Source organism: Amycolatopsis sp. YIM 10, from assembly GCF_009429145.1.
In the GTDB taxonomy this organism is placed as follows: Bacteria; Actinomycetota; Actinomycetes; order Mycobacteriales; family Pseudonocardiaceae; genus Amycolatopsis.
Window position 1 is genome coordinate 5,424,540 of sequence record NZ_CP045480.1, and the last position, 12,169, is coordinate 5,436,708.

Sequence of the window (12,169 nt, forward strand, 5' to 3'; positions counted from 1 at the left end):
CCATTCTGCCCGATCGTTAGGACCGAACCTGTCCTAACCGGGTCCTAGCGTTGCCTCCATGACATCGGACATCCATCCCTTCTCGATCGACATCCCGCGGGCTCAGCTCGACGACCTCGCCGCGCGGCTGGCCGCCACCCGCTGGCCCGCCGAACTGCCCGGCGTCGGCTGGAGCCGGGGTGTGCCCGTCGCCTACCTGACCGACCTCGCCGAGTACTGGCGCACCGGGTTCGACTGGCGGGCGCAGGAAGCCGCGATCAACGCGCACCCGCAGTTCGTCACCACCATCGACGGCCAGCGCCTGCACTTCCTGCACGTGCGCTCCCCGGAACCGGACGCCACTCCGCTGGTCCTGCTGCACGGCTGGCCCGGCGGGGTGACCGACTTCTTCGACGTGATCGGGCCGCTGTCGGACCCGCGGGCGCACGGCGGCGACCCGGCTGACGCCTTCCACCTGGTCATCCCCTCCCTGCCGGGCTTCGGCTTCTCCACACCGCTGGCCGGGCCGGGCATGAGCGCGGCGAAGATGGCGGGCCTGTTCACCAGGTTGATGGCGGCGCTCGGTTACGAACGCTACGGCGTGCAGGGTTACGACACCGGTTCGTGGGTGGGCCCGGAAATCGGCAAGCAGGATCCCGAGCACGTCATCGGGGTGCACGTCAACGGGATGATCGCGTTCCCGATCGGTGCCGACGGCGAAATGGACGACCTCCCCGAGGCCGATCAGCGGCGCTGGCAGGCGATGCAGAACTTCAACGACGGCTACCTGCAGTGCAACTCCAAGCGCCCGCAGACGGTGGCCTACGGCCTGACCGACTCCCCCGCCGGTCAGCTCGCGTGGATCGTGGAGAAGTTCAAGGAGCTGACCATGCCGGAGGACGCGCTGCCCGAGCAGTGCGTGGACCGCGACCGGATGCTCGCCACCATCTCGCTGTACTGGTTCACCGGAACCGCGGGCTCGGCCGCGCAGATCTACTACGAGGAGATCACGGCGAACGGCTGGAGCGGCAGCTCCACCGAGTGGACCGGCGAAACCGGCGACTGGACCGCCGAAGCACCCGCCGGGCCGCAGGTGCCCGTCGGCGTGCTGGTGTCCGCACACGACGTCACCATCCGCCGCTGGGCCGAGCGCGACCACCACATCGTGCACTGGACCGATCTCGGGCACGGCGGGCACTTCCTCGCCATGGAGGCCCCGGCCGCGCTGACCGAGGACGTGCGCGTGTTCTTCCGGAAGGTCCGCTGAGATGGGCGCCCGCGGGACCGCGGTGCTGAGCCCGCGGGCGCTCAACCGCGCCCTGCTCGACCGGCAGCTGCTGCTCGGCCGCGCCGGGCTGGACGTCGTCGCGGCGACCGGCCACCTCTTCGGGCTCAACGCGCAGTCCCCGGATCCGCCCTATCTCGCGCTGTGGAGCCGGCTCGACCGCTTCACCATCGAGGACCTCACCGCCGCCATCGAAACCGGTTCGCTGGTGCGGTCCGTGCTGATGCGGGCCACCCAGCACCTGGTGCCGGCGGCGGACTTCCGGCTCGTGCGGCCGGTGCTGGCGCCGTTGCTGAAACGCGTGCAGCGCAACGTTTTCGGCCGCCGGACCACGGGCATCGACCTTGACGACCTGGTCACCGAAGCGGTGAAACTGTTGTCCGGCGGCGAAGTGCTCACCCGTCCCGAACTCGGCCGCGCGCTCGCGCGAACCCGTCCCGGCGCCGACGCGACCGCACTCGGCTGGACGGTGCAGTACCTGCTCCCCGTGGTGCATCCCGCGCCGAGCGGGACGTGGGGCAAGCGCGGTGCGACCCCGTTCGCGGCCTTTCCGGACCTGCCCCAAGCGACCGTCGAGAGCACCCGCGAAATGGTGCGGCGTTACCTGGCCGCGTTCGGCCCGGCCACCGTCGCCGACGCGCGGAGCTGGTCCGGGGTGAGCGGGCTGCCCGAGATCTTCGAGCAGTTGCGGCCGGAGTTGCGCACCTACGCGGACGAGTCGGGCCGCGAGCTGTTCGACCTGCCGGACCGGGAACTGCCGTCCGCCGACCTCCCCGCGCCCGTCCGGCTGCTGCCGGAGTTCGACGCGACGTTGCTCGCGCACGCCGACCGCACCCGCGTCATGACCGGCCCGATCCGGCGCCAGGTGTGCCAGGGCGACGCGGTCGCGGCGACCGTGCTCGTCGACGGCACGGTGGCGGCGACGTGGACGAGGGACCGGGCGGGCGCGCTCACCGTGGTGCCGTTGCGCCCGCTCTCCGCGGACGACCGCGAGGCGATCGAGGCCGAAGCGCTACGCCTGCTCGCTTTCGCGGCTCCTGGTCTGGCCCACACTGTCCACTTCGGAGCTTGACCCGTTCTCGATGCCGGAGAGCGCCTTGTCCAGGACGTCCAGCGCGGCCACCGCGCCGTGTACCAGCTTCAGCAGGTTCTCCGTGCTGGACAGCAGCACGCCCATCTTCTCGGCGATCTTCCCGCCGTATTCGACGGCGACCTGCACCACCTGCGGGATGGCGGCGGCCACGCTCGCACCACCGGTGGCCTGCGCCGCGGCCAGCGCCTGCATCACGATGGTGTTGATCCGCCCGGCGGCCTCGCCGATCAGCTGCGTGACGATGTCGCGGGCCTGGGCGACCACCTCACCGGCTCCGGTGAGTGCGCCTGAGGCCGCGGTACTCGCCTGCGCGGCGGCCTCGATGCCGTCGGCCAGCTGCGCGGCCGACGCCCGGTAGTCCGAACCACCGGAACCGCTCCAATCCGCGGTTTCCGAAGTGCTCGCCTCGCGATACGCCCCGGCGGCCGAGGAAACGCTCTGTCCGGCGGACTGGAATCCTTGCGCGCTGGTGGAAATCGCGCCGGGATCACCGGCCAGCTGGTTCAGCGGCTCCTCCAGGAAGGAGACGAAGTCCAGCACCCAGCCGAATCCGGCGTCCGACACCGGAGAAAGCGGGCTGCCGGTGACTTCGAGAATGCCGAGCGCGGTACTGGCACCGCCGAGCCCGGCGGAAACCCAGTCCCGTTCTCCACGGCCTCGGTGGTCGTCCGCAGATCGGCGAGCACCTCGGCGGCGGCGGTCACCGGCCTTCCTCCGCCGTGTGCAACCGGGTCACGCCATCGCCGTCGGCGCTCTGGTAGCCGTCCGCCGCCTGGCCGAGCCGGGTGCTCATGCTGTCCACCGCGGCCGAGGCGTGCGAGATCGCGTCCGCCGTGCGGCCGAGCACTTCCCGCAGTCCGACGGTGAGGAACTGCGTGAAGGTGCCGAGCGCGGCGCTGTCCAGGCCATCGGGCAGGGCGGCCGCGACGGTGGACACCTCGGCGGCGACCCCGGCCGCGGTACCGGCGTGCGCGCGGACGCGGTCGGGATCGACCAGCACGTGGTTCATCGGGAGATCTCCGGTGGGTTCGAGAAGAAGTAGTCGTCGTCATCGACCGGCGCGGGCACCTCGGCGGGTTCTTCCGCCGCCGCCAGGTTCCGCTTGATCAGCTCCAGCGCCGGGCCCTCGCCGGTGTACTCGGTCATGATCTCCACGACCTGCGCCCCGGCCACCCGCTGTGCCTGCCGCGCGGTGGCCAGGATGAGCTGAGCGAGCTGGTCGGCGTCGAGCGAGCGGGCGGCCGCGGTCAGCCGCAGGCCCTCCAGCGCGCCGCTGACCCCGACCGAGACCGACACCTCACCCCGCGGTGAGATCGCGGCGCCGCCGACCTGTCGCAGGTTCGACTCCACCGCCCGCGCCGTGGCGTCGAGCCGTTCCAGGTTGCGCTGGTAGTCGGCCAGCCACCGGGCCGGGTCCATGGTGTTCCCTTCGCTCATCGCGGACTCCGCGCGATCGTGGCCAGTTCTTCGAGCGCCGATCGCACCGCGGCCCGGTGCAGCGGGTTCACGCTCAGCCAGCCGTCGGCGGCCGGGTCCACCCTGACCCTGCCCTTCGGACCGTCCAACCAGGACAGTTCGGTCCCGGCCCGCGCGCCGCGCCGCGTGGCGCCGAGCTGGCCGCGCCCGGTCAGCGGGACCAGCAGGCCGACCAGGTTGTCCAGCACGGCCGGTTCACCGCCGTGGTCGCGGAAGAGGTCGCGCATCTCCTGCTCGCCGATCTCGCCGGGCAGCTCGGTCACCGCCTTCACCGCCGGCGCGGGAATGGTGATCGGCATCGACACCGGCGCGGCGAGTTGCGGCACCAGCTTGAGCAGTTCGGCGGCCAGCGCGGCGTCGGTGAACCGCCGGACGCCGACGCGCTGGGAGTCGTCGAGCGTCTGGTGGAACAGCAGCACCGAGGACCGGTAGACCAGCGCGGCGACCACGGTGGTGCCGGACTCACCGGCCAGCACCAGGTCGATGGCGCCGTGGTGCTCGCGCAGCGCGGTGACCACTTCCTCCGCCGCGCCGACCGGGCCGCGGTCATCGGCCAGCCCGCGCAGCGCCAGCGCCTCGCCCGCGGTGGCGAGCAGGATCTCGCGTTCACCGGCGAGCCGCCCGAACGAAGGCACCCGCAACGGGAACGGCAGCGGCACCCCGGCGTGCGCGGCGAGCAGGTCCAGCTCGACAAGTCCGAAGTGGACGGTGTCCGGCTCGGTCACCGCCGTCACGTCCCGGTGCCTTCCGTGCTCCGCAGCGCCCTGGTGTGGTCGGCTTCGGCCTCGGTGTACCGGTTGACCGTCGCGTGCAGCGCGCGGTGGTAGTCGTTCAGGTTGCCGTCGGCCGCGGCGACCTCACCGGAGAGCCCGGTCTCGCCCGCCGCCTCGCGCAACCGCCGCGCCAGGTGCAGCGCGGGCGGCGCGGTGCCCAGCCGCGGCAGCTGCTCGGCCAGCCGGTTCGCCGACGAGGCCAGCCCGGCGGTGCGATCGCCGAGCGCGGCGAGCGCCGCCACCTGCGCACTCAACTCCTGCGGCTCGACCTGGAAGCCGCCCTGGGAAGTCACGATGTCTCCTCTGCCCGCTAAAGCCCGATGACCGGGCTGCTGGTCTTGTCGTCGACGTGGAAAAGCTGCTGGTCGATCGTCGGCAGGCGGTTGACGTGGACCTCGTCCTCGGCGCCCTGGCCGCGCCCGCCGCCGGCGCCGGGCATCATGCCGTTCGCGGCCGCCCCTCGACCGCCCGCCATTCCGGCCATCGAACCCCGGCCCGCCACGCCGCGGGCCAGTGCGCCGCCGCTGGAGTTACCGGCGTCCAGCGGACCCGAACCGACCAGCTGGCTCCACGGCAACCCGCCGCTGCCGGTCGCCGTGCCACCGGCGATTCCGCCGGCCGCCCCGGCGAATCCGGAGGCGGTGGTCGAGCTGTTCATGCCACTGCCCATCGAATCGGCACCGGCGGCGCCGGGAGTGACCTTCCGGCTGCTGTCGTTCAAGCTCGATTCGTAGCGCTGCATCACGTGCACCGCCTGCGCCTTCTGCTCGGCGGCTGCCGCGCTGGCCAGGAAGTAGCTCGCGCCACCGGCGGCCACCGCACCGATCGCCGCGCCCATCAGCGCGCCCGGACCGGCGCCCACCCCACCGGCACCCGCACCGACGATCGCCCCGATGGCCGCGCCCGCGCCTGCTCCGGCGGCCGCTCCCGCCACCCCGGCGCCGAGCGGATCACCGGCGGGCGGCGGCATGGTGTTGCGCGCGACGGCGAGCGCGTCACCCGCGTCCTGCGTGGCGCCCTGCACGGTGTTCGCGCGCGAACCGATGTCGGTGGTCTTGTCCCCGATCCGGCCGAGCCGGTCGGCGGCCAGGTCGGCCGCGCCACCGCTCCAGTTCGATCGCAGCGTGCCGCGTTGCGTGTGCAGTTCCTCGCCGTGCTCGGACAGTTCGCTGCCGTGCCTCCCCCACTCGGCCGCCATCGAGCTGACCTCGCCCACGTCGGCGTTGTCCCAGAGCATCCGGTACAGCTCGTCGTGGGTGTAGGCGTTCCAGTTCGTGCCGTCCGGCGGGATCGGCGAACCGAAGTAGCCCTCCCACACGTTGCGCAGCAGATCCACCACCGGCTGGGCCAGCGCCCCGGCCGGCCCGGCCTGCTCGAGTCCGGCGGTGGCGGCCGCGGCCAGGTCCTGCACTCCCGCGGAGGCCTGGTCGATCAGCGTTCCGTCACCCGAGTTGTCGGTCATGTCCCGTCTTCCATCTGCACTTGTGCTGATGGTCAGAAGCTAGGGCCGGGTGATGAAATTCTGATGTAACACCGATCCCCGCAGGTCACAGCATCGGGGCCGGGGTGGTGGTGATCAGGCCGCCGTCCACGAGGAGATCCTGGCCGTTGACGTAGGCGGCGTCCTCCGACGCGAGGAAGGCGACCACGGCGGCGACGTCCTCGGGCGTGCCGAGCCTGCCCGCTGCCACCGCGGCGGCCGCCACGACCTGCGCCTCGGTGGAGACGTGCTCCCGGAACGAGCCGGTCGCGATGTACCCGGGGCTCACCGAATTCACCCGGATCCCGGTGCCCGCCAGTTCCGCCGCGTAGGCCGGCGCGAGGTTGTGCGCGGCCGCCTTCGCCGCGGCGTACACCGCGGACCCCGGCACACCGCGATGCACCGCCCACGACGCGTTCAGCACGATCGACGCCGGACTCCGCAGCAGCGGCACCGACTTCTGCACGGTGAAGAAGGCGGCCTTGAAGTTGCTGTCCGCGACCCGGTCGAACTCGGCTTCGGTGATCTCGGCGTTCGGCCGGAACGCGGCGGCGCCCGCGTTCGCGAACACCACGTCCAGTCCGCCGAACCGGTCGCGGATCGTGTCCATCACCGCGTCGAGGTCGTCGGGCCGGGAGGCGTCGCCGCGCGCCGCGAGCACGTTCGCACCGGCAGCGGCCTCCAGCCGGGCCTGGTCGCGGCCGGTGATCACCACCCGCGCGCCCTCGTCGCGCAACCGCCGCGCGGTGGCCAGCCCGATTCCCGCGCTGCCGCCGGTCACCAGTGCGATCTTGCCGTCGAATCTCATGGCCCCAGCGTGCGGCCCGCGTGCTTTCCCCGGCAGTGCTTGGTCAACCTGGGTCTGCCACCACCACTTTCAGGCGGGCGTGTAAAGCACCAGGTACGCGTCCGGCCGGTCCGCGGGCACCAGCGTGGTTTTCTCGAACCGCCGCGCCTCGCCGCGCTCGCGCACGGCCAGCACGTCCTGCACCGGAGTGCCGACATCGTGCCGGGCCCACAGTTCCGCGAACTCCGGGCTGACCGCGCTCAACTCGGCGATCACCCGGCCGAATTCGGGGTCACCGGGGAAATGCGCCGCGTCGGCGCGGAACGCCGCGACCACCGCGGGCGCGGCCAACGCCCAGTCCTCCGCCATGTCGCGGTACCGGTCCTCGGTGAAGAAGGAAACCAGGCAGTTGTGCCCCGGCCCGTCGTAGCCGAAGCAGTCGCGCGCGGCTTCGTTGACCGCCAGCACGTTCCAGCAGCGGTCACGCAACACCGCGGGCGACGGCCAGCCGTCGAGGACCCGGCGCAACCGCGCGGGGTCGCCGGTGGCCGCCCCGGCGACCGGCGGGTTGAGCCCGGCCAGCAGGTAGAGGTGCGTGCGTTCCGGTTCGGACAGTCGCAGCGCCCGGCCGATCGCGTCGAGCACCTCCGCCGAGACGTTGATCTCCCGGCCCTGTTCGAGCCAGGTGTACCAGGACACCCCCACCCCGGCGAGCACGGCGACCTCCTCCCGCCGCAACCCCGGGGTACGGCGCTGCCCCACCACGGGCAGCCCGACGTCGGCCGGACTCAACCGCGCACGGCGCGTACGCAGGAAATCCCGCAACTGAACCCGGCGGCCGGGCAGCACTTCGGTGGTCACATCGCCATCGTAGGCAGTTCAGGCCCGTTCGATCGCGGACTGGAGACCGCGGTCCCGGCGCTCGATGGCCTGCCGAGTGGTCGCGAGGCCTTCGTGGATTTCGTTCGTCAGCGCGGTGTAGGCGATCTGCTCGGTGAGGTGGCCGAACGCCCGCTGCTGCAGTTCCAGCGCGGCCTCGAGATTGCCCATCCGCAACTCCGCGGTGGCCAGCCGGGTCAGGCTGGCGGCGTAGAGCCTGCCGTCGGAGACGTCGTTCGCCGCTTCCGCGCTCTGTCGCAGATAGCGCGCGGCCTCGGCGAAGTGGCCCATTACCAGGTGGACCGAACCCGAGTAGTACAGCGTCCGGCCCACCATCGCCGGATTGCCGATCTTCTCCCCCAGCGCCTGCGAGCGCGCGAAGTAACCGAGCGACTCTTCGTGCCTGCCGCCGAGGTGGTGCAGGTAACCAAGGGTGGAGATGGCGCGCTCGGCCAGCCAGTCGTCGTTGTGCTCGGTGGCCATGGCGAGTGCCCTGGACAGCAGGCCGATCGGTTCCTCGTACCGCCCGTCCAGCACGTCCAGCGTGGCGATCCCCGCCAGCGCCCTGGCCGTCTCCCGGCCCGCACCGGCGTGCTCGCTGATCCGCAGTGCCTCGTCGAACCACTCGCGGGCCTGTTCGTAGTAACCCGGCATGGCGTGCGCGAACCCGAGGTGGAGCCGCACCGCCGACGGCATCCGCCGGTCGGTCGACCGGCTCGCCAGCGGAAGCACCAGGTGCGCGACCGCCCGGCACTCGTCGTAGCGGCTGAGGCGGATGAGGTAGTCGATCAGGCTCTCGGCGAGCCAGCACGCCCGGTCCACTTCACCGGCGGCGACCGCGTAGGCGACCACATCGCGGAGGTCGCCCGCCTGGTCGAGCCAGGCCGTCGCGTCCCGCCAGCCGGTGAACGGCACGCCGTCCAGCGGCGGCCCGGAGGGGAAACCGACGAGGCCGCATTCACTGGCATGGCGCCCGGCGCCGATGTAGAGGTCCAGCACGGCGATCCGCGCGGCGGCGACGACTTCCGCGGCTTCCTCGGCGGCCAGCCGTCGCGCGTACACCGCCACCAGGTCGTGCAACCGGTACCGGCCGGGCGCGGGCTGCTGGAGCAAGCTGGTGTCCACAAGGGACTCCAGCGCGTTCTCGGCCTCGGCCGCCGAGGAACCGAGCAGCGCGGCCAGCACCAGGCGGTCCAGCTCCGGCGTCGGCGACAGGCCGAGCATGCGGAACGCGCGCTGCTCGAAGTCCGCGAGCTGGTCGTAGGACAACCGGAACGCCGCCTCCACGCTGCGGTCCTCGGCGGTCAGCTCGCCGAGCCTGCTGCCGTCGTCGGCCAGCCGCGAGACCAGGTACTCGAACGTCCACATCGGACGGTTCTGCAGCCGGGCCCCGGCGATGCGCAGCGCCAGCGGCAGCCTGCCGCACAACCGGGCCACCTCGCGCACGGCGTCCTGCTCGCGTCCGGCCCGCGCCCCGCCGACGATCCGGTTGAGCAGGTCCTGCGCCTGGTCCAGCCCCAGCGGGCCGAGCGAGACGCGGCGCGCGGTGTCCAGCCCGGCCAGCCGCCGCCTGCTGGTCACCAGCACCCGGCTGCCCGGACCGGCGGGCAGCAGCGGGCGCACCTGCTCGGCACCGGACGCGTCGTCCAGCACGAGCAGCAGGCGCAGCGAAGCGGTCGCCGCCCGCCACGAGGCGGCCAGCTCGTCGAGATCGTCCATCGTCTCGTTGTCGTCCACGCCGACGGCGCGCAGCAGGCGCCGGAGCACCCGGGGCGAGGCCAGCGCCGTCTGCTCGTCGCTGTGCCCGTGCAGGTTGATGAACAGGCAGCCGTCAGGGCACTGCTCGCGCAACTCCTGCGCGGCGCGCACGACCAGTGCGGTCTTCCCGGAACCCGCCACCCCGTCCACCGCGGCGACGGTCACCGTGCCGTCGGCCACCGGCGCGGTCAGCACGGCGAGTTCCCGGTCCCGTCCGGCCAGTTCCCCGGCGCCGAGCGGCAGTTCGACCCTGGCCCGACGCACGGCGGGCTGTTCACGCCGGACCGCCACGCCCAGCAGCGCGTCGTCGCCGCGCAGGATCGCCTGGTGCACCTGCCGCACTTCGGCGTCGGGTTCCATGCCGAGTTCTTCGACCAGCCGGTTCCGGAGTCTGGTGAACACCTCCAGCGCGTCGGCGCGTCGGCCACCGGCGTAGTAGGCGCGCATCAACAACCCGGCCAGCGTTTCGTTGCGCGGGTGCGCCGCGCTCAGCACGGACAGCTCGTCGATCGCCTCGCTGTAGGAACCCAGCCGCAGCTGCCAGTCCACTTTTTCCTGCGACAGCACGATCCTGCGTTCTGTCAGCCGCCGGCGCTCCCCTTCGGCGAACGGGCCGGGCAGCCCGTCCAGCGGCTCGCCCTCGAACAGGGCCAGCGCCGCCGAATACAGCTCGACCGCGGTGGCCAGTTCGCCCGCCCGCCCGGCTTCGGCGCCCTGGGCGGCGATCTCCTCCAGCCGCACTGAATCCAGCGAGATCCCGTCGGCGGCGAAGCGGTAACCACCGCGATCGCTGGCGATCACCGCGTCGGCGTCCACCCCGGCGGCGGCCAGACCGCGGCGCAGCCGGAAGACGTAACCGGGCACCACCTTCACGCCGGTGCCCGGTGGTTCGTCACCCCAGACGCGGTCGAGCAGTTCGCGCTTGCTGAAGGTGACTCCCGGGCGCAGCAGCAGCGCCGCCAGCAGCGCCTGCTGGCGCACCGGTCCCAGGTCCAGCGGCCGGTCTCCGTGCCACACCCGCATCGGGCCGAGCACGGCGAACCTCAGCCCCGTCACCGGCCCAGCATCCGCAGCACGACCTGGCGGTACTCGTCCTTCACCCGTGGTTTGTCCGCCTCGGCGGTCTCGGCCAGCGCGAGGCCGGCCCCGCCGAGGAGGTGGAAGGTCAGGCGGGTCATCGGCTCCCCCGGTAACGCGTCACCCTCGCCGGTGTCGACCCGCACCAGTCGCTCGATCAGCCCGTAGGCGTACTTCTCCTCGAACTCCAGCCAGCGCCGGAAGCCGAACGCCACCGGTGCCTCCTGCCAGACCACGCGTCCGTAGACCGGGTCGCAGCAGCGCTCGAGGAACACCTCGACGGCGGCGGTCGCGACCTCCCGCGGATCGGTCATCCCGGCCGCGGACTCGGTGACGCGCTGCACGAGATCGATCTGGAGTTCCTCCACCACGGCTTCGAACAGCGCGGTCTTGTTGGCGAAGTGGTGGTAGACCGCGCCGCGGGTGGCCTGGATGTCGGCGGCCACGTCCTCCAGCGTGGTGGCGGCGTACCCGTGCTCGGCGAAGCGGGCGGTGGCGGCCGCCAGCAGGGCGGTCCTGGTCGCGTCGGAGTACTGCTCGCGCCGGCTCCGGGCGGTGGGCATGCGGTCAGTATATGACCTACGCCGTGTATGTCTCAGACTCGAGGTAGGTCCTGGCAGTAGTCCACCGGATGTCGTGGTCAGGCCCCTGGCAGGATTCCGCGCCGGAAGGGTTCCACTCCGACGACATGGCGAACGCGGGTCGGCTCGACAAGGATCTTGACCCGCCGCTCGCCGGGGATCCGCCATTCGAAGCGGTCGGTTCCGACGTACTTCTTCGCCAGCCTGTCCATGCAGCGCTCTGCCTCGTCGCCCTCGATGAACTCGACGACCCGGCCATGGACCACCACCCGGTCGTACGGATCGTCGGTGGCCACGCAGGACAGCGAAACGCGGGGGTCGCGGCGCAGGTTCTCCTCCTTCACGCGGCCGACGGCGGTGTTGAACACGATGTGGTCGCCTTCGACGTCGATCCACATGGGGGACACCTGGGGCGAACCATCCCGGTTCACCGTCGCCAAGTGCCAGAAGTTCGGCGCCTCGACCCAGCCGCGGATCTGTTCGCTCAACCCAGCCATTCGGCCCTCCGGCGAAGTCGCGATCGGGACCTCGATTGTCGCGACACCGGCGGCGAATGTCACCCGCCACCAAGCCCCTTGCGGTCTGTACCTACTAATATGTACGGTCCGGGCATGCCCCTGGTGAGAATCGACGCGCTCAACGCCACCCCGCAGCACCTCGACGCACTCGGCCGCGCCGTGCACGAAGCGCTCCAAGAAACGGCCGACGTGCCGCCAGACGACCGGTTCCAGATCCTGACCAGCCACGACGGCACCACCGGCCGCCTCCACTACGACGACTACCTCGGCGTGCACCGCGACGACGGGATCGTCTACATCGCCATCACCCTGCGGGCCGGGCGCACGCCGGAGCAGAAGAAGGCGCTCTACCGCCGGATCGCCGAACTCGCCCACGAGTACGCGGGCACCGAACCGCGGAACGTCTTCATCGCGCTGACCGAGAACGAGCCCATCGACTGGTCGTGCGGCAACGGTGAAGCGCAGTACGCGAGCCAGCAGTAG

At 72.0% G+C, this 12,169-nt stretch carries 14 protein-coding genes; 3 read left to right on the forward strand and 11 right to left on the reverse strand.

Annotated elements, in window-relative coordinates; all coding sequences use genetic code 11:
• The first annotated feature begins 58 nt into the window (after positions 1–58).
• Positions 59–1,246 (forward strand): epoxide hydrolase family protein, encoded by a 1,188-nt coding sequence (locus YIM_RS25740; protein WP_153032788.1) that lies wholly within the window; start codon positions 59–61, stop codon positions 1,244–1,246.
• Position 1,247: 1 nt separating this feature from the next.
• Positions 1,248–2,336 (forward strand): winged helix DNA-binding domain-containing protein, encoded by a 1,089-nt coding sequence (locus tag YIM_RS25745; protein WP_153032789.1) that lies wholly within the window; start codon positions 1,248–1,250, stop codon positions 2,334–2,336.
• Here the strand turns inward: YIM_RS25745 and YIM_RS25750 are convergent.
• The 11 genes from YIM_RS25750 to YIM_RS25800 all read right to left on the reverse strand — a co-directional run bounded on the left by YIM_RS25750 (position 2,277) and on the right by YIM_RS25800 (position 11,665).
• On the reverse strand, positions 2,277–2,921 hold the full coding sequence (locus tag YIM_RS25750) for a hypothetical protein (RefSeq protein WP_153032790.1): 645 nt from the start codon (positions 2,919–2,921) through the stop codon (positions 2,277–2,279). The two genes, YIM_RS25745 and YIM_RS25750, sit on opposite strands and share 60 nt — an antisense overlap.
• A 136-nt stretch (positions 2,922–3,057) precedes the next feature.
• On the reverse strand, positions 3,058–3,366 hold the full coding sequence (locus YIM_RS25755) for a type VII secretion target (RefSeq protein ID WP_153032791.1): 309 nt from the start codon (positions 3,364–3,366) through the stop codon (positions 3,058–3,060).
• A complete protein-coding gene (locus YIM_RS25760) occupies positions 3,363–3,794 on the reverse strand; it encodes a YbaB/EbfC family nucleoid-associated protein (RefSeq protein WP_370468886.1) in 432 nt (143 codons plus the stop codon). Before YIM_RS25760 ends, YIM_RS25755 begins: the two co-directional genes overlap by 4 nt.
• Positions 3,791–4,567: an ESX secretion-associated protein EspG gene (locus YIM_RS25765; RefSeq protein ID WP_153032792.1), complete on the reverse strand. Its 777-nt coding sequence runs from the start codon at positions 4,565–4,567 to the stop codon at positions 3,791–3,793. Before YIM_RS25765 ends, YIM_RS25760 begins: the two co-directional genes overlap by 4 nt.
• Positions 4,564–4,899, reverse strand: coding sequence for a hypothetical protein (locus tag YIM_RS25770; protein ID WP_153032793.1), 336 nt, complete (start codon positions 4,897–4,899; stop codon positions 4,564–4,566). Before YIM_RS25770 ends, YIM_RS25765 begins: the two co-directional genes overlap by 4 nt.
• Before the next feature lie 17 nt (positions 4,900–4,916).
• Positions 4,917–6,068 carry a WXG100 family type VII secretion target gene (locus YIM_RS25775; RefSeq protein ID WP_153032794.1) on the reverse strand — a complete coding sequence of 384 codons (1,152 nt, stop codon included), beginning with the start codon at positions 6,066–6,068 and terminating at the stop codon, positions 4,917–4,919.
• 85 nt (positions 6,069–6,153) lie between these two features.
• Positions 6,154–6,894 carry an SDR family NAD(P)-dependent oxidoreductase gene (locus YIM_RS25780; RefSeq protein ID WP_153032795.1) on the reverse strand — a complete coding sequence of 247 codons (741 nt, stop codon included), beginning with the start codon at positions 6,892–6,894 and terminating at the stop codon, positions 6,154–6,156.
• 69 nt (positions 6,895–6,963) lie between these two features.
• Positions 6,964–7,734 carry a helix-turn-helix transcriptional regulator gene (locus YIM_RS25785; protein ID WP_153032796.1) on the reverse strand — a complete coding sequence of 257 codons (771 nt, stop codon included), beginning with the start codon at positions 7,732–7,734 and terminating at the stop codon, positions 6,964–6,966.
• An 18-nt stretch (positions 7,735–7,752) separates the two neighbouring features.
• Complete coding sequence (locus YIM_RS25790; RefSeq protein ID WP_153032797.1) at positions 7,753–10,566, reverse strand: BTAD domain-containing putative transcriptional regulator; 2,814 nt, start codon at positions 10,564–10,566, stop codon at positions 7,753–7,755.
• Complete coding sequence (locus YIM_RS25795) at positions 10,563–11,150, reverse strand: TetR/AcrR family transcriptional regulator (RefSeq protein WP_153032798.1); 588 nt, start codon at positions 11,148–11,150, stop codon at positions 10,563–10,565. Before YIM_RS25795 ends, YIM_RS25790 begins: the two co-directional genes overlap by 4 nt.
• A 77-nt stretch (positions 11,151–11,227) precedes the next feature.
• A complete protein-coding gene (locus tag YIM_RS25800) occupies positions 11,228–11,665 on the reverse strand; it encodes a PPOX class F420-dependent oxidoreductase (RefSeq protein ID WP_153037245.1) in 438 nt (145 codons plus the stop codon).
• A 114-nt stretch (positions 11,666–11,779) separates the two neighbouring features.
• On the opposite strand from YIM_RS25800, the gene YIM_RS25805 reads away from it, so the two are divergent.
• Positions 11,780–12,169: a tautomerase family protein gene (locus YIM_RS25805; protein ID WP_153032799.1), complete on the forward strand. Its 390-nt coding sequence runs from the start codon at positions 11,780–11,782 to the stop codon at positions 12,167–12,169.

Coding starts and splice junctions, on each gene's coding strand:
- YIM_RS25740 (WP_153032788.1), top strand. CDS start 59: ATGACATCGGACATCCATCCCTTCTCGATCGACATCCCGCGGGCTCAG.
- YIM_RS25745 (WP_153032789.1), top strand. CDS start 1,248: ATGGGCGCCCGCGGGACCGCGGTGCTGAGCCCGCGGGCGCTCAACCGC.
- YIM_RS25755 (WP_153032791.1), bottom strand. CDS start 3,366: ATGAACCACGTGCTGGTCGATCCCGACCGCGTCCGCGCGCACGCCGGT.
- YIM_RS25760 (WP_370468886.1), bottom strand. CDS start 3,794: ATGAGCGAAGGGAACACCATGGACCCGGCCCGGTGGCTGGCCGACTAC.
- YIM_RS25775 (WP_153032794.1), bottom strand. CDS start 6,068: ATGACCGACAACTCGGGTGACGGAACGCTGATCGACCAGGCCTCCGCG.
- YIM_RS25780 (WP_153032795.1), bottom strand. CDS start 6,894: ATGAGATTCGACGGCAAGATCGCACTGGTGACCGGCGGCAGCGCGGGA.
- YIM_RS25795 (WP_153032798.1), bottom strand. CDS start 11,150: ATGCCCACCGCCCGGAGCCGGCGCGAGCAGTACTCCGACGCGACCAGG.
- YIM_RS25800 (WP_153037245.1), bottom strand. CDS start 11,665: ATGGCTGGGTTGAGCGAACAGATCCGCGGCTGGGTCGAGGCGCCGAAC.
- YIM_RS25805 (WP_153032799.1), top strand. CDS start 11,780: ATGCCCCTGGTGAGAATCGACGCGCTCAACGCCACCCCGCAGCACCTC.